The 21,233-nt window shown below is 67.7% G+C and carries 20 protein-coding genes; 11 read left to right on the top strand and 9 right to left on the bottom strand.

Features of this window, described 5'->3' with window-relative positions; genetic code table 11:
- Positions 1 to 4: 4 nt before the first annotated feature.
- Positions 5 to 646, bottom strand: a complete 642-nt coding sequence (locus tag RA210_RS02930) for a hypothetical protein (protein WP_136490127.1) — start codon at positions 644 to 646, stop codon at positions 5 to 7.
- Positions 647 to 950: 304 nt separating this feature from the next.
- Between RA210_RS02930 and coxB the strand changes: the two genes are divergently transcribed.
- The 9 genes from coxB (at position 951) to RA210_RS02885 (ending at position 9,282) form a co-directional block, all read left to right on the top strand.
- A complete protein-coding gene (gene coxB, locus RA210_RS02925; RefSeq protein ID WP_136490128.1) occupies positions 951 to 2,075 on the top strand; it encodes a cytochrome c oxidase subunit II in 1,125 nt (374 codons plus the stop codon).
- A gap of 5 nt (positions 2,076 to 2,080) precedes the next feature.
- Complete coding sequence (gene ctaD / locus RA210_RS02920) at positions 2,081 to 3,682, top strand: cytochrome c oxidase subunit I (RefSeq protein WP_136490129.1); 1,602 nt, start codon at positions 2,081 to 2,083, stop codon at positions 3,680 to 3,682.
- Between the two features lie 25 nt (positions 3,683 to 3,707).
- Positions 3,708 to 4,259: a cytochrome c oxidase assembly protein gene (locus RA210_RS02915; protein ID WP_201485334.1), complete on the top strand. Its 552-nt coding sequence runs from the start codon at positions 3,708 to 3,710 to the stop codon at positions 4,257 to 4,259.
- 58 nt (positions 4,260 to 4,317) lie between these two features.
- A complete protein-coding gene (locus RA210_RS02910) occupies positions 4,318 to 5,205 on the top strand; it encodes a cytochrome c oxidase subunit 3 (RefSeq protein WP_136490131.1) in 888 nt (295 codons plus the stop codon).
- Positions 5,206 to 5,215: 10 nt separating this feature from the next.
- On the top strand, positions 5,216 to 5,971 hold the full coding sequence (locus tag RA210_RS02905; protein WP_236574603.1) for an SURF1 family protein: 756 nt from the start codon (positions 5,216 to 5,218) through the stop codon (positions 5,969 to 5,971).
- The gene (locus RA210_RS02900) at positions 5,949 to 6,533 is read left to right on the top strand and encodes a hypothetical protein (RefSeq protein WP_136490133.1); all 585 of its coding nucleotides are present in this window, start codon (positions 5,949 to 5,951) and stop codon (positions 6,531 to 6,533) included. The genes RA210_RS02905 and RA210_RS02900 overlap by 23 nt, the downstream gene beginning before the upstream one ends.
- 88 nt (positions 6,534 to 6,621) lie before the next feature.
- The gene (locus RA210_RS02895; RefSeq protein WP_201485333.1) at positions 6,622 to 7,689 is read left to right on the top strand and encodes a COX15/CtaA family protein; all 1,068 of its coding nucleotides are present in this window, start codon (positions 6,622 to 6,624) and stop codon (positions 7,687 to 7,689) included.
- 40 nt (positions 7,690 to 7,729) lie between these two features.
- Positions 7,730 to 8,632 (top strand): heme o synthase, encoded by a 903-nt coding sequence (gene cyoE / locus RA210_RS02890; RefSeq protein ID WP_201485332.1) that lies wholly within the window; start codon positions 7,730 to 7,732, stop codon positions 8,630 to 8,632.
- 17 nt (positions 8,633 to 8,649) lie between these two features.
- Entirely contained in the window at positions 8,650 to 9,282 is a 633-nt protein-coding gene (locus RA210_RS02885; protein WP_201485331.1) for an SCO family protein, read from the top strand.
- 131 nt (positions 9,283 to 9,413) lie between these two features.
- On the opposite strand, the gene RA210_RS02880 is transcribed toward RA210_RS02885, so the two are convergent.
- From RA210_RS02880 to RA210_RS02845, 8 genes are all read right to left on the bottom strand, one after another.
- A complete protein-coding gene (locus RA210_RS02880) occupies positions 9,414 to 10,259 on the bottom strand; it encodes an ABC transporter permease subunit (protein ID WP_201485330.1) in 846 nt (281 codons plus the stop codon).
- On the bottom strand, positions 10,256 to 11,137 hold the full coding sequence (locus RA210_RS02875) for an ABC transporter permease subunit (protein ID WP_201485340.1): 882 nt from the start codon (positions 11,135 to 11,137) through the stop codon (positions 10,256 to 10,258). The genes RA210_RS02880 and RA210_RS02875 overlap by 4 nt, the downstream gene beginning before the upstream one ends.
- A gap of 14 nt (positions 11,138 to 11,151) precedes the next feature.
- Positions 11,152 to 12,303, bottom strand: coding sequence for an ABC transporter ATP-binding protein (locus tag RA210_RS02870; RefSeq protein WP_201485329.1), 1,152 nt, complete (start codon positions 12,301 to 12,303; stop codon positions 11,152 to 11,154).
- Positions 12,304 to 12,358: 55 nt separating this feature from the next.
- Positions 12,359 to 13,450, bottom strand: coding sequence for a polyamine ABC transporter substrate-binding protein (locus tag RA210_RS02865; RefSeq protein ID WP_201485328.1), 1,092 nt, complete (start codon positions 13,448 to 13,450; stop codon positions 12,359 to 12,361).
- A gap of 139 nt (positions 13,451 to 13,589) precedes the next feature.
- A complete protein-coding gene (locus tag RA210_RS02860) occupies positions 13,590 to 14,687 on the bottom strand; it encodes a polyamine ABC transporter substrate-binding protein (RefSeq protein WP_201485327.1) in 1,098 nt (365 codons plus the stop codon).
- Between the two features lie 215 nt (positions 14,688 to 14,902).
- A complete protein-coding gene (locus RA210_RS02855) occupies positions 14,903 to 16,261 on the bottom strand; it encodes an aspartate aminotransferase family protein (protein ID WP_201485326.1) in 1,359 nt (452 codons plus the stop codon).
- A gap of 41 nt (positions 16,262 to 16,302) precedes the next feature.
- Positions 16,303 to 17,661: a glutamine synthetase family protein gene (locus RA210_RS02850; RefSeq protein WP_201485325.1), complete on the bottom strand. Its 1,359-nt coding sequence runs from the start codon at positions 17,659 to 17,661 to the stop codon at positions 16,303 to 16,305.
- 45 nt (positions 17,662 to 17,706) lie between these two features.
- The gene (locus tag RA210_RS02845; RefSeq protein ID WP_201485324.1) at positions 17,707 to 18,459 is read right to left on the bottom strand and encodes a gamma-glutamyl-gamma-aminobutyrate hydrolase family protein; all 753 of its coding nucleotides are present in this window, start codon (positions 18,457 to 18,459) and stop codon (positions 17,707 to 17,709) included.
- A 267-nt stretch (positions 18,460 to 18,726) separates the two neighbouring features.
- On the opposite strand from RA210_RS02845, the gene RA210_RS02840 reads away from it, so the two are divergent.
- Positions 18,727 to 20,103 (top strand): glutamine synthetase family protein, encoded by a 1,377-nt coding sequence (locus RA210_RS02840; RefSeq protein WP_136490145.1) that lies wholly within the window; start codon positions 18,727 to 18,729, stop codon positions 20,101 to 20,103.
- A 133-nt stretch (positions 20,104 to 20,236) separates the two neighbouring features.
- Positions 20,237 to 21,118, top strand: coding sequence for an N-carbamoylputrescine amidase (aguB, locus tag RA210_RS02835; RefSeq protein ID WP_136490146.1), 882 nt, complete (start codon positions 20,237 to 20,239; stop codon positions 21,116 to 21,118).
- Positions 21,119 to 21,233: the final 115 nt, after the last annotated feature.

The following is a 21,233-nucleotide window of genomic DNA, read 5'->3' as shown; positions in this document are numbered from 1 at the left end:
TCGTTCAGGCCGTCAGCTGCAGCTCGACGCCCAGCTGGCGCGACAGGCACGGCCAGGTCTGCCAGGCGGCCAGGCGCTGCGGGTCGGCCAGCTGCGCGCGGTACTCCTGGGCGGTTTCGGTGACGAAGATCCGCTCGTCCTGCAGGGCTTCGCTGGCCTGATGCACCGCGGCATCGAGCTGGTTGGCGAACGGCTCGCCGATCAGCGCATGGGCCACCAGGTTGGCCACCGTGGTGTCCAGCGGAATCAGCGGCTGACCGAAGTGGGCGATGTAGCGGTCGTTGACCTCCTCCACCAGGCGATGGGCCAGATAGGCCTCGTCCAGCAGGGCTTCCAGGCCCTCATGTCCCTCCAGCTCCGGCGGCGGGCTGAGGAAGAACTCCTCGGCCAGGCGCAGCACCGGCTTGATCTGCGCATCGATGCCGGCCTCGCTCGCCACGCTGGCCGCCGCTTCCACCAGCTCCGGCACCTCGTCGACATAGGCGCGCACGAAGCGCAGCAGGGTCCCCGGTGCATCCGCTTCGGGCAGGCGAATGGCGCGGTGCAGGCCGTCGATGCGGCCGGCCAGGTCGGTGGCCAGGCTGCCGTGTTCGGTTTCGTGCTGCAGGGCCTGGTCGATGCGTTCGCGCAGGGCGGCGATGTTCATGGAAGGCAGTACTCCAGAGGCAGTTGATGACAGCAACGCAACATAGTTGCAGATCGCCGGTTGCGCCAATTGACCTGTAACAAGCTAACGAATTTCCGATCGGCTGCAGCCTCGCCCGCGATTTCCGGTTCGATTGCCAGCCCGGGGACCCTGTCTATACTCGGATTGTGTGTGCGCTGAAGGGATCCGGCAGCTGCTCAAGCAGGGCAGGGTGCGAGAACCGGCGCTGGCCGCGAGACGGCCGCGCCCCCTGGTCGCAGGCAAGAAGCCGGCGGGTACAAGAAGAACGATAAGGGGACCCCGAATGTTGCGACATTCGCATTTCTGGCTGGGGGCCATGCTCGGGCTGGCATCGCTGCCGGCGCAGGCCGAGTGGGCGGTGAACATGGGCCGGGGCGCCACCGAGGTCAGCCGCTCGGTATTCGACCTGCACATGACCATCTTCTGGATCTGCGTGGTCATCGGCGTGGTGGTGTTCGGCGCGATGTTCTGGTCGATGCTCATGCACCGGCGCAGCCGCGGCCAGCAGCCGGCGCAGTTCCACGAGCATACCTGGGTGGAAATCCTCTGGACCGTGGTGCCCTTCGTCATCCTGGTGCTGATGGCGGTTCCGGCCACCCGCACGCTGATCGCCATCTACGACCATTCCGAACCCGACCTGGACATCCAGATCACCGGCTACCAGTGGAAGTGGCACTACAAGTACCTGGGCCAGGACGTCGAGTTCTTCAGCAACCTCGCCACCCCGCGGGCGCAGATCGACAACCGGGCGGCCAAGGACGCGCACTACCTGCTGGAGGTCGACCAGCCGCTGGTGGTGCCGGTCGGCGCCAAGGTGCGCTTCCTGGTCACTGCCGCCGACGTGATCCACTCCTGGTGGGTGCCGGCGCTGGCGGTGAAGAAGGACGCCATCCCCGGCTTCGTCAACGAGGCGTGGACGCGCATCGAGCAGCCCGGCCTGTACCGCGGCCAGTGCACCGAGCTGTGCGGCAAGGACCACGGTTTCATGCCGGTGGTGGTGGAGGCGAAGAGTCGCGAGGACTTCGACCGCTGGCTGGCCGAACGCAAGGCCGCGGCGCTGGCGGAGAAGGAACTGACCGGCAAGGAATGGACCCTGGAAGAGCTGATGGCGCGCGGCGAGCAGGCCTACCAGACCGCCTGCGCCGCCTGTCACCAGCCCACCGGCGCCGGCATGCCGCCGGTGTTCCCGGCCCTCAAGGGCTCGGCCATCGCCACCGGGCCGAAGGAAGGCCACATCGCCATCGTGGTCGGCGGCAAGCCGGGCACCGCCATGGCGGCCTTCGGCAAGCAGCTCTCCGACGTCGATCTGGCGGCGATCATCACCTACGAGCGCAATGCCTGGGGCAACAGCACCGGTGACATGGTCACGCCGCAGGAGATCGCGGCGTTCAAGCAGGCGAAGGAGTGACGGACATGAGCGCAGTGATCGACACGCACGCCCACGGTCATGCCCACGGCCCGGCCCGGGGCCTGATGCGCTGGGTGCTGACCACCAACCACAAGGACATCGGCACCATGTACCTGGTGTTCAGCTTCGCCATGTTCCTGTTCGGCGGCAGCATGGCGATGGTGATCCGCGCCGAGCTGTTCCAGCCCGGCCTGCAGATCGTCCAGCCGGAGTTCTTCAACCAGATGACCACCATGCACGGCCTGATCATGGTGTTCGGCGCGGTGATGCCGGCCTTCGTCGGCCTGGCCAACTGGATGATCCCGCTGATGATCGGCGCGCCGGACATGGCCCTGCCGCGGATGAACAACTTCAGCTTCTGGTTGCTGCCGGCGGCCTTCGGCCTGCTCGCCAGCACCCTGTTCATGGAAGGGGGCGGCCCCAACTTCGGCTGGACCTTCTACGCGCCGCTGTCGACCACCTACGCGCCGGAGAGCGTCACCTTCTTCATCTTCGCCGTGCACCTGATGGGCATCAGCTCGATCATGGGCGCGATCAACGTCATCGCCACCGTGCTCAACCTGCGCGCGCCGGGGCTGACCCTGATGCAGATGCCGCTGTTCGTGTGGACCTGGCTGATCACCGCCTTCCTGCTGATCGCGGTGATGCCGGTGCTGGCCGGCGTGGTGACCATGATGCTGATGGACATCCACTTCGGCACCAGCTTCTTCAGCGCCGCCGGCGGCGGCGACCCGGTGCTGTTCCAGCACGTGTTCTGGTTCTTCGGCCACCCCGAGGTGTACATCATGATCCTGCCCGCGTTCGGCGCGGTCAGCGCGATCATCCCCACCTTCAGCCGCAAGCCGCTGTTCGGCTACACCTCGATGGTCTACGCCACCGGCGCCATCGCCTTCCTGTCGTTCATCGTCTGGGCGCACCACATGTTCACCGTGGGCATCCCGCTGACCGGCGAGCTGTTCTTCATGTACGCCACCATGCTGATCGCCGTGCCCACCGGGGTGAAGGTGTTCAACTGGGTGAGCACCATGTGGCGCGGCTCGCTGACCTTCGAGGCGCCGATGCTGTTCGCCGTGGCCTTCGTCATCCTGTTCACCATCGGCGGCTTCTCCGGGCTGATGCTGGCCATCGCCCCGGCCGACTTCCAGTACCACGACACCTACTTCGTGGTGGCGCACTTCCACTACGTGCTGGTGCCGGGAGCGATCTTCGGCATCTTCGCCTCCACCTACTACTGGTTGCCGAAGTGGACCGGGCACATGTACGACGAGACCCTGGCCAGGCTGCATTTCTGGCTGTCCTTCGTCGGCATGAACCTGGCCTTCTTCCCCATGCACTTCGTCGGCCTGGCCGGCATGCCGCGGCGCATCCCCGACTACAACCTGATGTTCGCCAACTTCAACATGGTCTCCAGCGTCGGCGCCTTCCTGTTCGGCGCCACCCAGCTGCTGTTCCTGTTCATCGTCGTCAAGTGCGTGCGCGGCGGGCCGAAGGCGGCCGACAAGCCCTGGGACGGCGCCCACGGCCTGGAGTGGACGGTGCCCTCGCCGGCGCCCTACCACACCTTCCAGACTCCGCCGGAAGTCGACGAGCGCAGCCGGCTGCACTGAGTGGCCGAGGCGCGAGGAGCCTGCGATGAGCGAGAGCACCGACACGTGCCGCCTGGTCCGCCGCCTGCTGCTGGTGGTGGTGGCCATGTTCGGCTTCGGCTTCGCCCTGGTGCCGCTGTACGACGTGATGTGCCAGGCCTTCGGCATCAACGGCAAGACCGCCGGCGCCTACACGGGCAGCCAGCAGGTGGACGAGGCGCGCACCGTGCGCGTGCAGTTCCTCGCCACCAACGCCGCCGGGATGACCTGGCGTTTCGACCCGCAGCAGGACGAGCTGGTGGTGCACCCCGGCGCGGTCAACCAGATGCTGTTCGTCGCCCACAACCCGACGGACCATGCGATGACCGCCCAGGCCATCCCCAGCGTGGCGCCGGCCAAGGCGGCGGCGTTCTTCCACAAGACCGAGTGTTTCTGCTTCACCCAGCAGGTGCTGCAGCCGGGCGAGCGCATCGAGATGCCGGTGCGCTTCATCGTCGACCGCGACCTGCCGGCCGACGTGCAGCACCTGACCCTGGGCTACACGCTGTTCGACATCACCGCGCAGAAGCCGCCGCTGGCGCAGCGCACAGGCGACTGACGGGGACGCACCCCATGCACAGCAGGCCGCGCTGCCGGCGCGGCCGAGGAGAGCGACAATGGCCAGCCACGAGCAGTACTACGTCCCCGAGCAGAGCAAGTGGCCGATCATCGCCAGCATCGGCCTGCTGGTGACGGTGGTCGGCCTGGGCACCTGGTTCAACGACCTCAAGGCGGCGCGCGCCGACTCGGCCGGCCCGCTGATCTTCTTCGTCGGCGCGCTGCTGCTGGCGTACATGCTGTTCGGCTGGTTCGGCAACGTCATCCACGAGAGCCGCAGCGGGCTGTACAGCGGACAGATGGACCGCTCGTTCCGCTGGGGCATGCGCTGGTTCATCTTCTCCGAGGTGATGTTCTTCGCCGCCTTCTTCGGCGCGCTGTTCTACCTGCGGGTGTTCGTCGGCCCCTGGCTGGACGGCGCGGGTGACAAGGGCGTCAGCGCCATGCTCTGGCCGGACTTCCAGTTCAGCTGGCCGCTGCTCGACAACCCCGACCCCAAGGCCTATCCGCCGCCGCAGGGGATCATCGACCCCTGGCACCTGCCGCTGATCAACACCGTGCTGCTGGTGACCTCCAGCTTCACCCTGACCTTCGCCCACCACGCCCTGCGCCACGACAGGCGCACCGCGCTCAAGGCCTGGCTGGCGCTGACCGTGCTGCTCGGCGCCGCCTTCCTGGTGCTGCAGGCCGAGGAATACGTGCACGCCTACACCGAGCTGGACCTGACCCTGGCCTCCGGCGTCTACGGCGCCACCTTCTTCATGCTCACCGGCTTCCACGGCGCCCACGTCACCATAGGCGCGCTGATGCTGCTGGTGATGCTGATCCGCATCCTGCGCGGGCATTTCGCCCCGGATCAGCACTTCGGCTTCGAGGCGGCCAGCTGGTACTGGCACTTCGTCGATGTGGTCTGGGTCGGCCTGTTCGTCTTCGTCTACGTGCTGTGAGGGTGCGGCCGTGTCGGTTGCCGCCGTCCCGCCGCGGGACCGGCGTTTCCGCCCGGGCCTGCTGCCGACCCTGGTGGTCGCGGCCCTGCTGCCGCTGCTGCTCGGCCTCGGCTGCTGGCAGCTGCAGCGCGCCGGAGAGAAGCGCGAGCTGCTCGCCGAGCAGGCCGCGCGCAGCCAGGCACCAATCGTGGATCTGGTCGAGCTGGCGGCGCTGGACGATCCGTCCTTCCGCCGCGTGCGCCTGGTCGGCACCTTCGACGCCGGGCACAGCCTGCTGCTGGACAACCGCCAGCGTGGCGGACGGGTCGGCGTCGAGCTGCTGCAGCCGTTTCTCGACCGCCCGAGCGGGCGCTGGGTGCTGGTCAACCGCGGCTGGCTGCCCTGGCCGCAGCGGGCGGCGCTGCCGGCGTTCGACACCCCGGTCGGCGAGCTGAGCCTGGAGGCCAGCGTCTATCGGCCGCCCGGCAGCGCCTTCCTGCTCGGCGACGGCGCCCCGGGCGAGGGCTGGCCGCGGCTGGTCAACGTGGTCGAGGCTCCGGCGCTGTGGGGCGAGCTGGAGCGCGACGGGCTGGCCGACGAACTGCGCCTCGAGCCCGGCCCGGCCAGCTACGTCGGCGACTGGCCGGTGGTGGCTTCGGGGCCGGAGAAGCATCTGGGCTATGCGGTGCAGTGGTTCGCCCTGGCGGCGACCCTGCTCGGCATGTACCTGTGGTTCGGCGTGAAACAGGCACGGGAGGTGCACGATGGGCTCCACTCTGACGCTTGAGCCGCTGCCGCGGCGCGGTCGCGGGCGCTGGCAACTGCTCGGCCTGCTGGCCGTGGTGATCGGGCCGATGCTGCTGGCCAGCGCCATGTATCGCTGGCAGTTCTGGGTGCCGCAGGCCCGCAGCTATCACGGCGAGCTGATCGCTACCGGGCAGACGCCGGCCGACCTCGGCGTGGCCGGCAGCTGGGACATCCAGGCGGGCGACGAGCCGCGCCGGTGGGTGCTGCTGGTGACCAGCGCCGACGACTGCGCGGCGGATTGCCGGGCGCTGGTCTACCTGGCGCGGCAGATCCATATCGGCCTCAATCGCGAGGCGCCGCGCGCCGGCCATGTCCTCGCCCATGGCGCGGCGCTGCCGGTCGACTACGACGCCGAGCTGCGCGCCGCCTACCCGCAGCTGCAGCGCCTGGGCCTGGATGTCGAGCGCTACCCGCAGGACGGTGCGCAGCTGTGGATCGTCGACCCGCACGGCAACCTGGTGCTGCGCTATCGGGTCGGCAGCGACGGCAAACATATCCTCGACGACCTGCGCCACCTGCTGAAGATCTCGCAGATCGGCTGAGCGCCGGGCAGCCTGCCGGAGGACTGCTAGAGTCAAAGACAGGAGTGACTTCGACCAGCTGTGCAGGAATCCGGGGGGAGGATCTGCCATGGCGACAAGCACAAGAAGACCGGGCTACCGGCTCGCCCTCTGCGCCACGCTGCTGGCCCTGCTGGTGGTGATGCTCGGCGCCTATACCCGCCTGACCCACGCCGGCCTCGGCTGCCCGGACTGGCCGGGCTGCTACGGCTTCCTCGGCGTGCCGCAGAGCGCCGAACAGCTCGCCCATGCCGAGCGGCATTTCCCGGACGCCCCGGTGGAGGCGGAGAAGGGCTGGAACGAGATGGTCCACCGCTACTTCGCCGGCAGTCTCGGCCTGCTGATCCTCGTCCTCGCGATCCAGGCCGTGCGCCGGCGCGACCGCGCCGGCCAGCCGCTCAGGCTGCCGCTGGCCCTGCTGGCGCTGGTGCTGCTGCAGGCGGCCTTCGGCATGTGGACGGTGACCCTCAAGCTGTGGCCGCAGGTGGTCACCGCGCACCTGCTCGGCGGCTTCGCCACCCTCGGCCTGCTGTTCCTGCTGACTCTGCGCCTGTCCGGCGCGCTGCCGCCGCTGCCCGGCGTGCTGCCGCGCCTGCGCGCGCTGGCGGGACTGGCGCTGCTCGCGGTAATCGGCCAGATCGCCCTCGGCGGCTGGGTGAGCAGCAACTACGCGGCGGTGGCCTGCGTCGACCTGCCCACCTGCCATGGCCAGTGGTGGCCGGCGATGGACTTCGCCAACGGTTTCCACCTGACCCAGCACATCGGCCCCAACTACCTCGGTGGCCAGCTCGACAGCGACGCGCGCACCGCCATCCACATGAGCCATCGCCTCGGCGCCCTGCTGGTCAGCCTGCTGCTGCTGGCCCTGGCCTGGCAGTTGCGCCGTGGTGGTCTGTCCGGGCTGGCCGGCCTGCTGCTGCTGGCGCTGGCCGCCCAGGTCAGCCTGGGCCTGGCCAACGTGCTGCTGCACCTGCCGCTGGCGGTGGCAGTGGCGCACAACCTCGGCGGGGCCGGCCTGCTGCTGGTGCTGGTGCTGGTCAACTACCGGCTGCGCGCGGCGGCGCCGGCCAGGCAGGGGGCCGGCCTGCGCCTGATCGGCCGTGGCGGCGACGAGCTGCGGCGCTATTCGCGCCTGTAGGACAACCGCACAAGAACAACAACGAGGGGGAGGGAACGCCATGAGCGCACTGGTGCAGCAACGTCAGGCCCGCGCCGGCTGGCGCGACTATCTGGAGCTGACCAAACCCAAGGTGGTGGTGCTGATGCTGATCACCGCGCTGGTCGGCATGTTCCTCGCCACCGACGGCGGCGTGCCCTGGAGCGTGCTGTTGTTCGGCAACCTCGGCATCGGCCTGTGCGCCGGCGCGGCGGCGGCGGTCAACCACGTGGTCGACCGGCGCATCGACGCGGTGATGGCGCGCACCCGCCTGCGTCCGCTGGTGGCCGGGCGGGTCTCGCCGGCGGCGGCGCTGGCCTTCGCCCTGGCCCTGGCGCTGGCCGGGCAGGCCCTGCTGCTGCTCTTCACCAACGCGCTGACCGCCTGGCTGACGCTGGCCTCGCTGCTCGGTTATGCGGCGATCTACACCGGCTTCCTCAAGCGCGCCACGCCGCAGAACATCGTCATCGGCGGCCTGGCCGGCGCGGCGCCGCCGATGCTCGGCTGGACCGCGGTGACCGGCCGGCTGGACGCCGAGGCGCTGCTGCTGGTGCTGATCATCTTCGCCTGGACCCCGCCGCATTTCTGGGCGCTGGCCATCCACCGCAAGGACGACTACGCCAGGGCGGAGATCCCCATGCTGCCGGTGACCCACGGCGAGCGCTACACCAAGCTGCACATCCTGCTCTACACCCTGATCCTGTTCGCCGTCAGCCTGCTGCCCTTCGTCATCCACATGAGCGGGCCGCTGTACCTGACCGGGGCGGTGCTGCTCGGCGCGCGCTTCCTCGACTGGGCCTGGGCGCTGTACCGTGACAGCCGACCGCAGGCCGCGATCAGGACCTTCAAGTACTCTATTACCTACCTGTTCGCCCTGTTCATCGTGCTGCTGGTGGATCACTATCTGCCGGCACTTCCGTTCTAGCCAACGAAGCCGAGTCCATGACCCGCATCCACAAGACCGTCCTGTTCCTCGTCGCCGCCATCGCCCTGGTGCTCGGCCTCACCGTCAGCAAGGTGCTCAACGCGCCGTCGCAGCTCGATGCGGCGGCGCTGGCCGACGCCGGCATCATCCTGCTGCCGCAGAGCCGCGCGCTGCCGGCGCTGAGCCTCACCGACGAGAACGGCCAGCCGCAGGCGCTCGACCAGCTCAAGGGGCGCTGGACCCTGCTGTTCTTCGGCTACACCTTCTGCCCGGACATCTGCCCGACCACCCTGGCCGAGCTGCGCCAGCTCAAGAGCCAGCTGCCGCCGGAGGCGCTGGCGCGCCTGCAGGTGACCATGGTCAGCATCGATCCGCACCGCGACACCCCGGCCCAGCTCAAGCAGTACCTCGGCTACTACAACGCCGGCTACACCGGCCTGACCGGCGAGCTGGCGCAGATCCAGCAGCTGGCCAACGCGGTGAGCATCCCCTTCATTCCCGGCGACACCACCAGGCAGCACTACACCGTCGACCACAGCGGCAACCTGGCGCTGATCGGCCCCGACGGCCGCCAGCGCGGCTTCATCCGCGCGCCGCTGAATCCGGCCAAGCTGGCGGTGCAGCTGCCGCAGCTGCTCTCGCAGGAGTGAGGCGGCGGCAATCCCGGTAGGGTGCGCCATGCGCACCAGGGTGTGTGCGATGGTGCGCCATTCGATCCGGTAAACGCACAAGGGCCACCCCGCAGGGTGGCCCTTGTGCGTTACGGCCGGGAGAAAGCCGGTCAGCTGCCCTTCACCGTCTCCTCCATGGCCTGCAGGATGGCGCGCTTGCGGCGCTCCTCGGCGCGGCGGGTGAAGTACCAGGCGAGGAAGGTGAACAGCGACACCACCAGCAGGATCAGGCTGGCCACCGCATTGATCTCCGGCTTCACTCCCAGGCGCACGGCGGAGAAGATCTCCATCGGCAGGGTGGTGGCGCCGGGACCGGAGACGAAGCTGGCCAGCACCAGGTCGTCCAGCGACAGGGCGAAGGACATCATCGCCCCGGCCGCCAGCGACGGCGCGATCATCGGGATGGTGATCAGGAAGAACACCTTCCACGGCCGCGCACCGAGATCCATGGCCGCCTCCTCGATCGACAGGTCCAGCTCGCGCAGGCGCGAGGACACCACTATGGCCACGTAGGCGGTGCAGAAGGTGGTGTGGGCGATCCAGATGGTCAGCAGGCCGCGCTCGGCGGGCCAGCCGATCAGCTGGCCCATGGCCACGAACAGCAGCAGCAGCGACAGGCCGGTGATCACCTCGGGCATCACCAGCGGCGCGGTGACCATGCCGCCGAACAGGGTGCGGCCGCGGAAGCGCGGGATGCGGGTGAGCACGAAGGCGGCCAGGGTGCCCAGCGCGGTGGCGGCGATCGCCGTGTAGCAGGCGATCTCCAGCGAACGGCCCACCGCGCTCATCAGCTGGCGGTTGTCGAGCAGCCCGGCGTACCAGTGCAGCGACCAGCCGCCCCATACCGTCACCAGGCGCGAGGCGTTGAACGAGTAGATCACCAGGATCAGCATCGGCAGGTAGATGAACGCCATGCCGGCGATCAGCATGCAGCCGGAGAAGCTGAAGCGCTTCATACCTTGCCCTCCAGTTCCTTGGCCTGATTCCGGTTGAACAGGATTATCGGCACCAGCAGGATCGCCAGCATCACTACCGCCAGCGCGGCGGCCACCGGCCAGTCGCGGTTGTTGAAGAACTCCTGCCACAGCACCTTGCCGATCATCAGGGTTTCCGGGCCGCCGAGCAGCTCGGGAATGACGAACTCGCCGACCACCGGGATGAACACCAGCATGCAGCCGGCGACGATGCCGTTCTTCGACAACGGCACGGTGATCCTCCAGAAGCTGGTCAGGTGGCGGCAGCCGAGGTCGGCGGCGGCCTCGAGCAGGGTGGGGTCGTGCTTGACCAGGTTGGCGTACAGCGGCAGCACCATGAACGGCAGGTAGGCGTAGACGATGCCGATGTACACGGCCAGGTCGGTGTTGAGGATCTGCAGCGGGGCGTCGATCAGGCCGAGGTTCTGCAGCAGGGTGTTGAGCAGGCCGTTGTTGCTGAGGATGCCCATCCAGGCGTAGACGCGGATCAGGATCGCGGTCCAGGTCGGCATCATGATCAGCAGCAGCCACACCGTCTGCATCTCCTTGCTGGCGCGGCTGATGGCGTAGGCCATCGGGTAGCCGATCAGCAGGCACAGCAGGGTGCTGATGGTGGCGATCTTCAGCGAGCCGAGGTAGGCGGCCAGGTACAGCTCGTCCTCGGTGAGGAACACGTAGTTGCCGAGGTTGAGCAGCACGGTCAGCTGGTTGTCGGCCCAGGTGACGATCTCGGTGTACGGCGGGATGGCCACGTCGACTTCGGCGAAGCTGATCTTCACCACGATGGCGAATGGCAGCATGAAGAACAGCAGCAGCCAGAAGAACGGGACGCCGATGACCAGGTGACGGCCGGAGAGCAGGCGCTTGAGCACATTCATGACTGCAGCACCACGCCGCTGTCGTCGAGCCAGTACAGGTAGACCTGGTCGTCCCAGGTCGGACGCTTGCCGTGGCGCTCGGAGTTGGCCATGAACGCCTGGACGACCAGCCCCGAGGGCAGCTCGACGTAGTACACCGAATGACCGCCGAGGTAGGCGATGTCGTGCACCTTGCCGGTCGACCAGTTGCAGTCGGCATGCTCCAGCTCCGGCTTCTGCGTGCTGAGCAGCAGCTTTTCCGGACGCAGGGCATAGGTGACGCGCTTGTCCTCGGCGCGGGTGGAGATGCCGTGGCCGACGTAGATCGGCCGCTCCAGCTGCGGGCAGGCGATCTTGGCGTGGCCGGCGTCGTCCTCGACCAGCTCGCCGTCGAACAGGTTGACGTTGCCGATGAACTCGCAGACCAGGCGGCTGGCCGGGGTCTCGTAGATGTCCATCGGCGTGCCGACCTGGGCGATCCAGCCGAGATTCATGATGGCGATGCGCTGGGCCATGGTCATGGCCTCTTCCTGGTCGTGGGTGACCATCACGCAGGTCACCCCGACCCGCTCGATGATCTCCACCAGCTCCAGCTGCATCTGCGAGCGCAGCTTCTTGTCCAGCGCGCCCATCGGTTCGTCGAGCAGCAGCAGCTTGGGCCTCTTCGCCAGCGAACGGGCCAGCGCCACGCGCTGGCGCTGGCCGCCGGACAGCTGGTGCGGCTTGCGCCGGGCGTACTGGGTCATGTGCACCAGCTTGAGCATCTCGGCCACGCGCGCGTCGATCTCGGCCTTGGGCAGGCCGTCCTGCTTGAGGCCGAAGGCGATGTTCTGCTCCACGCTCATGTGCGGGAACAGCGCGTAGGACTGGAACATCATGTTGATCGGCCGCTCGTAGGGCGGCAGGTCGGTGATGTCCTGGCCGTCCAGGAAGATGCGCCCTTCGGTGGGTCGTTCGAAGCCGGCGAGCATGCGCAGCAGGGTCGACTTGCCGGAGCCCGAGCCGCCGAGCAGGGCGAAGATCTCGCCCTTGTTGATGGTCAGCGACACATCGTCCACCGCGACCGTCTCGTCGAACTTCTTGGTCACCCGGTCGATCCTGACCAGAACTTCCTTGGCTTGCTGGACGCCGGTCAGGGCTTTCTTGTAGGCACCGGAGGCTATCGCCATCTAATACTCCCCAGGCTGGGTATCCCGGCCATCTGGCCGGGGCGGTTGAATGGTGTCATCGGCCGGACTTGATGCGCGTCCAGCTACGGGTCATGAGGCGCTGCACATTAGCGGGCAATTCGGCAGAAACAAAGAGCCGATCCAGCACTTCTTGCGGCGGATAGACGGAACTGTCGCCACGCACCTGCGGATCCATCAGGGCGCCGGCCTTGCGGTTGGGATTGGCGTAGCCGACATGCTCGCTGATCGTGGCGATCACCGCCGGCTCCAGCAGGTAGTCGATGAAGCGGTGCGCCTCGCGCACGTTCCTGGCATCGGCGGGGATGGCCAGCATGTCGAACCACAGGTTGGCGCCCTCGCGGGGGATGCTGTAGGCGATCTCGATGTCCTTGCCAGCCTCCTCGGCGCGCTCGGCCGCCTGCAGCACGTCGCCGGAGTAGCCGGCGGCCACGCAGATGTCGCCGTTGGCCAGGTCGGCGATGTACTTCGAGGAGTGGAAGTAGGTCACGTAGGGACGGATGGCCAGCAGCCGGGCCTCGGCCCTGGCGTAGTCCGCGGGGTCGTGGCTGTTGGGATCGAGACCCAGGTAGTTGAGCATGGCCGGGATCATCTCGTCGGCCGAATCGAGGAAGGCCACGCCGCAGGCGGACAGCTTGGCGATGTTCTCCGGCTCGAACAGCACCGCCCAGGAGTCGATGCGCTCGACGCCGAGCACTTCCCTGACCTTCTCGACGTTGTAGCCGATGCCGTTGGTGCCCCACAGGTAGGGCACGGCGTACTGGTTGCCGGGATCGTTGCGCTCCAGCTGCTGCATCAGCCCGGGATCGAGATTGTTCCAGTTGGACAGCAGGCTGCGGTCGAGCTTCTGGAAGGCGCCGGCGCGGATCTGCTTGCCGAGGAAGTGGTTGGAGGGCACCACCACGTCGTAGCCGCTGTTGCCGGCGAGCAGCTTGCCTTCGAGGGTCTCGTTGGAGTCGAACACGTCGTACTGCGGGACTATGCCGGTCTCGGCCTGGAACTGCTCGAGGGTGTTCTCGCCGATGTAGTCCGACCAGTTGTAGATGTGCACGCTGGGCGCGGCCAGGGCCGGTGCACCGAGCAGCAGACCGGCGAACAGGGTCGGCAGGAGGGGGAGGGTGGGCTGCATGGTCGGCTCCTCGTGTTGTTCGGTCAGCGCCGGAAAGCGTGACGCGCGGCAGACAGGAAGGGTGACCGGCAGACCTCGCTGGTCGGTGCTGCACGTCCGGGGCGCCGGCAGCGCCGGCGCCCCGGAACGGCGCGTGGTCTTACTGTCCCGACTTGATCTTGGTCCAGCTGCGGGTCATGTCGCGTTGCACCTTGGCCGGCAGGTCGACGGTGGTGTACAGCTTCTTCATGACCTCGTCGCTCGGGTAGATGCCCGGGTCGGTGCGGATCGCCTCGGCCACCAGCGGGGTCGCCGCGGCGTTGCCGTTGGGGAACTGCACGACGTCGGTGATCTCGGCCATGATCTCCGGCTTCATCAGGAAGTTCATGAAGGCGTGGGCGGCCTCGGGGTTCTTGGCATCGGCGGGGATGGCCACCATGTCGAAGAAGGTGCCGGCGCCTTCCTTGGGAATGTTGTAGGACACCTTGACCTTGCCGCCGGCCTCTTCGGCGCGCGACTTGGCCTGGTAGACGTCGCCCGAGTAGCCCACCGCCACGCAGATGTTGCCGTTGGCCAGGTCGGAGATGTACTTGGAGGAGTGGAAGTAGGTCACCGACGGGCGGATCTTCAGGAACAGCGCCTCGGCTTCCTTGAGCTGCTTGGGATCCTGGCTGTCGGTCGGATAGCCCAGGTAGTGCAGGGCGATCGGCAGGATCTCGGTCGGCGAGTCGAGGAAGCTGACACCGCAGCCCTTGAGCTTCTCGATGTTCTCCGGCTTGAACAGCAGGTCCCAGGAGTTGACCGGGGCGTTGTCGCCGAGGGCGGCCTTGACCTTCTCCGGGTTGTAGCCGATGCCGATCGAGCCCCACATGTAGGGGAAGGCGTATTGGTTGCCCGGGTCGCTGACCTCCAGGGTCTTGAGCAGATCCTTGTTGAGGTTCTGCCAGTTCGGCAGCTTGGACTTGTCCAGCGGCTGGTAGACCTTGGCCTTGATCTGCTTGGCGAGGAAGTTGTTCGACGGCACCACGATGTCGTAGCCCGACTGGCCGGCCAGCAGCTTGGCTTCCAGGGTCTCGTTGCTGTCGTAGACGTCGTAGACCACCTTGATGCCGGATTCCTTCTCGAACTTGGCCAGGGTGTCCGGCGCGATGTAGTCGGACCAGTTGTAGACGTGCAGCACCTTGTCGTCGGCCTGGGCCGCGCCGGCCACGGTGGCGGCCAGGGCGGCCGCGAGGAGGGTCTTGGCGAATGCTTTCATCGGGTTGTGCTTCCTTAAGGTTCCTAATGGTTTCCCCGGTCGGGGCCGGCTGCCGTCTGTATCGGCGGCTGGGCCGGTCCGTCCGCTGGTGCGCCGTTGCTGTCCGCGCCCCGCTGCATCTGGCCAGCGCACGGCTGCAGAGTCTGGCAAGGAGTGCCGTGCCACTCAACCGCCGCCAGCGAAACTGTAGCGGCAACGCCGGCGGCGCCCGGCGTTCAGCCGCGCACCTCGGCAGCGGTGGCATCCAGGCACTTGCGCGCCAGGGCGACCAGCTCGTCGATCTGCTCGGGCGTGATCACCAGCGGCGGCGAGACGATCATGGTGTCGCCCACCGCGCGCATGATCAGGCCGTTGCGGAAGCAGTGCTCGCGGCAGCGCATGCCGATGCCGCCCTCGAAACGAGCACGGCTCTTCTTGTCCCTGACCAGCTCCAGTGCGCCGAGCATGCCCAGGCCGCGGGCCTCGCCCACCAGCGGGTGGTCGGCCAGCTCCTGCCAGCGTTTCTGCAAATAGGGTGCCGTCTCGGCCTTGACCCGTTCGACGATCCTCTCCTCGCGCAGGATGCGGATGTTCTCCAGCGCCACGGCGGCCGCCACCGGGTGCCCGGAGTAGGTGTAGCCGTGGTAGAACTCGCCGCCCTCGGCCAGGGTCTGCGCCACGTGATCGCGGACGATCACCCCGCCCATCGGCAGGTAGCCGCTGGTCAGGCCCTTGGCGATCGGCATCAGGTCCGGCTCGAGGCCGTAGTACTGGCTGCCGAACCACTCGCCGGTGCGGCCGAAGCCGCAGATCACCTCGTCGGCGACGAACAGGATGTCGTGCCTGGCGAGGATCGCGCGCACCTTCGGCCAGTAGCTCTCCGGCGGGATGATCACCCCGCCGGCGCCCTGGATCGGCTCGGCGATGAAGGCAGCGACGTTGTCCTCGCCGACCTCGAGGATCTTCTTCTCCAGCTCGTTGGCGGCCCATTCGCCGAACTCCTCCGGCCCCATCGCACCGCTTTCGCCGTACCAGTAGGGCTGGGCGATATGGGTGATGCCGGGGATCGGCAGGTCGCCCTGCTCGTGCATCGCCTTCATGCCGCCGAGGCTGGCGCCGGCCACGGTGGAGCCGTGGTAGCCGTTGATGCGGCCGATGATCACCTTCTTCGACGGTTGTCCCTTGATCGCCCAGTAGTGGCGCACCAGGCGCAGCACGGTGTCGTTGGCCTCCGAGCCCGAGCCGGTGAAGAACACATGCTGCATGCCCGGCGGGGCGATCTCGGCGATCGCCGCGGCCAGCTCGATGGCCGGCGGGTGGGCGGTCTGGAAGAACAGGTTGTAGTAGGGCAGTTCGAGCATCTGCCGGTGCGCGGCGTCGGCCAGTTCGCGGCGGCCGTAGCCGACGTTGACGCACCACAGGCCGGCCATGCCGTCGAGGATCCTGTGCCCCTCGCTGTCCCACAGGTAGACGCCATCGGCCCGGGTGACGATGCGCGCGCCCTTGGCGCCGAGCTGCTTGTAGTCGGTGAACGGGGCGAGCAGGTGCTCGCGGCCGAGGGCCTGCCACTCGGCGGTACTGCGGTGCTGGGTCATTGCGATTCCCCCTGATGCAAGTGGTGACCGGGTGTCTGCGCTCACACCGAGAGCAGCAGGAACTCTCGTTCCCAGGAGCTGATCACCCGTTTGAAGTTCTCGTTCTCGACCCGCTTGACCGCCACGTAGCCGCGGCAGAAGCGCCGCCCCAGGTAGCGCTCGAGGGTCTTCGACTGCTCCATGGCCTCCAGCGCCGCCTCGATGTTGAGCGGCAGGCGCAGGTTGCGCCGCTGGTAGGCGCGGCCCTTGACCTGCGGCGACGGGTGCAGGCCCTCGACCATGCCGACGTAGCCGCACAGCAGGCTGGCGGCGATGGCCAGGTAGGGGTTGGCGTCGGCGCCCGGCAGGCGGTTCTCCACCCGGCGGTTCTGTGGGTTGGCGTCCGGCACGCGCAGGCCGACGGTGCGGTTCTCCTCGCCCCACTCGACGTTGACCGGCGCCGAGGTGTCGGGCAGGAAGCGGCGGAACGAGTTGACGTTGGGGGCGAACAGCGGCAGCGCCTCGGGGATCAGCTTCTGCAGGCCGGCGATGTGGTTGAGGAACAGCTCGCTCATGCTGCCGTCCTCGCTGGAGAACACGTTGCGCCCGCTCTTGCGGTCGACCACGCTCTGGTGCAGGTGCATGGCGCTGCCCGGCTCGCCGGTCATCGGCTTGGCCATGAAGGTGGCGGTGACGCCGTGCTTGAACGCCGCCTCGCGCAGGGTGCGCTTGAACACGAAGATCTGGTCGGCCAGCTGCAGGGCGTCGCCGTGGCGGAAGTTGATCTCCATCTGCGCGGTGCCTTCCTCGTGGATCAGGGTGTCCAGATCCAGGCCCTGGGCCTCGCACCAGGCATACATGTCCTCGAACAGCGGGTCGAACTCGTTGGCGGCGTCGATGGAGAACGACTGGCGGCCGGTCTCCTGGCGCCCGGAGCGGCCCACCGGCGGCTGCAGCGGGTAGTCGGGATCGTCGCAGCGCTGGGTCAGGTAGAACTCCATCTCCGGCGCGACTATCGGCTGCCAGTCCCGTTCGGCGTAGAGCTTGAGCACGTGCTTGAGCACGTTGCGCGGCGACAGGTCGGTGGGGTTGCCGACCTTGTCGTAGCTGTCGTGGATCACCATGGCGGTCGGCTCGGCGGCCCAGGGGACGAGGAATACCGCGTGCTCGTCCGGACGGCAGAACATGTCGATGTCGGCGGGATCGAGCAGCTCGTAGTAGATCTCGTCCTCGACGTAGTCGCCGGTCACGCTCTGCAGCAGCACGCTCTCCGGCAGACGCATGCCGCGCTCGGCGAGGAACTTGCTGGTCGGCGCGATCTTGCCGCGGGCGATACCGTTGAGATCGGTGACCAGGCACTCCACTTCGATGATCTTGCGTTCCTTCAGCCAGTTGCTCAGCCGGTCCAGCTTGGTAGCCATAACGACCTCGGTTCGTTGCCCGTCGGTAATCCCTTACAGCATGGCTCAGCGTCGGCTGGCGCGCTCGCGGCAGGCGTCGCCGAAGGCGCGGAAGATCGCCAGGTAGGCCGGGTGCTCGGCCACCTTCCACTCCGGGTGCCACTGCACGCCGAGGGCGAAGGTCTGCGCCCGCTCCACCGAGAATGCCTCGACCAGCCCGTCCGGCGCCAGGCCCTCGACGCGCAGGCCGGGAGCCAGGCGCTCGACGCCCTGGCCGTGCACCGAGTTGACCTCGAACTGCGGGCCGAGGCCCAGGCGCTCGAGCAGGCCGCCCGGCTGCACGTGCAGCGGGTGGCTGAGGCCGTACTGCACCTCCACGGGGGCCTCGTCGTCGGAGCGGTGGTCCATGAACGGGCCGGCCTCGTGCACGCGCTGGTGCAGGCTGCCGCCGAGGGCCACGTTCATTTCCTGGAAGCCGCGGCAGATGCCGAGCAGCGGCACGCCGGCGTCCACCGCGGCGCGGATCAGCGGCAGGGTGATGCCGTCGCGCGCCGGATCGTGGTGGGTGCCCGGCTCGCTGGCCGGCCCCTGGTAGTGCTGCGGCTCGACGTTGGACGGCGAGCCGGTGAACAGCAGGCCGTCGAGATGCCCGAGCAGGGCCTCGATGTCGATCAGCCCGGGCAGGGCCGGGATCACCAGCGGCAGGCCGCCGGCACCGACGGCCACGGCGCGCAGGTACTTGTCGCCGACGATGTGGAAGGGGTGCAGGCCGATCTGCTTGCTGCAGGCGGTGACGCCGATCAGGGGCTGGCGGGACATGGGGCACCGGTAGGTCGCAGTGGGTGATCTGGCCCGAGCTTAGACTTGTTCGATTTATTCGACAACACCTGCAGGATTGCCTGAACAGGTGCGACGAACGGCGCCAGTTGCCCGCCGTTCGCGGCACGGGCGTCGCCCTGAAAGAGGTCGTGCCGCCCTGACATCGTGCAACATTTGGGCCTATTGACAAGCCATTGGCTTTGGGATTGACTCAAAACTGAGCACATACGTGATTGATATTTTTAACAAGATATAAGGTGTTCCATCATGTCGGCCGCTACGAGTGCTGTTCTGCTCAAGGAAGCGAACGAGTTCCTTGCGGAACATCCCGAGGTGCAGTTCGTTGACCTTCTGATCGCGGATATGAACGGCGTGGTGCGCGGCAAGCGCATCGACCGCAGCAATCTGCTCAAGGTCTACGAAAAGGGCATCAACCTTCCCGCTTCGCTGTTCGCCCTGGATATCACCGGCTCGACCGTGGAAAGCTCGGGCCTCGGGCTCGACATCGGTGATGCCGACCGGGTGTGCTTCCCGATTCCCGGCACCCTGCGCATGGAGCCCTGGCAGCGCCGGCCTACCGCCCAGCTGCTGATGACCATGCACGAAATGGAAGGCCGGCCGTTCTTCGCCGATCCGCGCGAGGTGCTGCGCCAGGTGGTGCAGCGCTTCACCGACATGGGCCTGACCGTGTGCGCGGCCTTCGAGCTGGAGTTCTACCTGATCGACCAGGAGAACGTGAACGGCCGCCCGCAGCCGCCGCGTTCGCCGATCTCCGGCAAGCGTCCGCAGGCGGTGCAGGTCTACTCGATCGACGACCTCGACGAATACGCCGACTGCCTGCGCGACATCCTCGACGGCGCCCACATCCAGGGCATCCCGGCCGACGCCATCGTCAAGGAGAGCGCGCCGGCGCAGTTCGAGGTCAACCTCAACCACGTCGCCGACCCGCTCGCGGCCTGCGACTACGCGGTGCTGCTCAAGCGGCTGATCAAGAACACCGCCTACGACCACGAGATGGACACCACCTTCATGGCCAAGCCCTACCCGGGCCAGGCCGGCAACGGTCTGCACGTGCACATCTCGCTGCTGGATCGCGACGGACGCAACATCTTCGCCGCCGACAACGCGCAGGACAACGACGCCCTGCGCCACGCCATCGGCGGCGTGCTGGAGACGCTGCCGGCGTCGATGGCCTTCCTCTGCCCCAACGTCAACTCCTACCGCCGTTTCGGCTCGCAGTTCTACGTGCCCAATGCGCCGTCCTGGGGCATGGACAACCGCACCGTGGCCCTGCGCGTGCCCACCGGCAACCCCGACGCGCTGCGCATCGAGCAGCGCGTGGCGGGCGCCGACGCCAACCCCTACCTGCTGATGGCCTCCCTGCTGGCCGGCGTGCACCACGGCCTGAGCCATCGCATCGAGCCGGGTGAGCCGATCGAGGGCAACTCCTACGAGCAGCTCGAGCAGAGCCTGCCCAACAACCTGCGCGACGCCCTGCGCGCGCTGGACGACAGCGAGATCCTCGGTCGCTACATCAACCCCGACTACATCGACATCTTCGTCGCCTGCAAGGAGCACGAGCTGGAGGAGTTCGAGCACTCGATCTCCGACCTCGAGTACAACTGGTACCTGCATACGGTCTGAATCATCGGCCAGCGGCGGGGTGGCCAGCCACCCTGCCGTCCTCGGCTCTCGACCCAGGGCCTTGGCCATTTGACCCCGTCGCCATCCTCTGCCAGCTTGAAGGCACTTCCTTCCGCGTCGCCACGAGGTCGCCATGTCCCGCATCGTCACCGTCGCCGCCACCCAGATGGCCTGCTCCTGGGAACGCGCCGCCAACATCGCCAACGCCGAGAAGCTGGTGCGCCAAGCGGCGGCGCAGGGGGCGCAGATCATCCTCCTGCAGGAGCTGTTCGAGACCCCGTACTTCTGCCAGAAGCCCAACCCCGACTACCTGCAGCTGGCCACTCCGCTGGAAGGCAACGAGGCCATCGCCCACTTCCGCAAGGTCGCCCGCGAGCTCAAGGTGGTGCTGCCGATCAGCTTCTTCGAGCGCGCCGGGCGGGCGCGCTTCAACAGCGTCGCCGTCATCGACGCCGACGGCAGCCTGCTCGGCAGCTACCGCAAGAGCCACATCCCCGACGGCCCCGGCTACCACGAGAAGTACTACTTCAACCCCGGCGACAGCGGCTTCCGGGTGTGGAACACCTGCTATGCGAAGATCGGCGTGGGCATCTGCTGGGACCAGTGGTTCCCCGAGTGCGCGCGGGCCATGGCCCTGCAGGGCGCCGAGCTGCTGTTCTACCCGACCGCCATCGGCAGCGAGCCGCACGACCCGACCATCGTCTCCCGCGACCACTGGCAGCGCGTGCAGCAGGGCCACGCCGGCGCCAACCTGATGCCGCTGATCGCCAGCAACCGCATCGGCCGCGAGGACCAGGACGACTACCACATCACCTTCTACGGTTCCTCGTTCATCGCCGACCCGTTCGGCGCCAAGGTCGCCGAGCTGGGCGAGCACGAGGAGGGCGTCCTGGTGCACAGCTTCGACCTCGACCAGCTGGAGCACACCCGCAGCGCCTGGGGCGTGTTCCGCGACCGCCGGCCGAACCTGTACGGCGCGCTGGCCACCCTCGATGGCGTGCAGCGCTCCGAGTAGCGCGGCCATCCGCAGAGACGCGGAGCGTCTCCAGCGACGTTCCCACGCAGGAGCGTGGGAACGATCAAGCAATAGGCAGGGAATCAGAGGGGACGCGGAGCGTCCCCGGTTGCGC

Origin of the sequence: Pseudomonas sp. OF001, from assembly GCF_904426495.1 — a bacterium.
In the GTDB taxonomy this organism is placed as follows: domain Bacteria; phylum Pseudomonadota; class Gammaproteobacteria; order Pseudomonadales; family Pseudomonadaceae; genus Geopseudomonas.
Note: the sequence above shows the minus strand (reverse complement) of the source record. Positions and strands in the feature narration are given on the sequence as shown.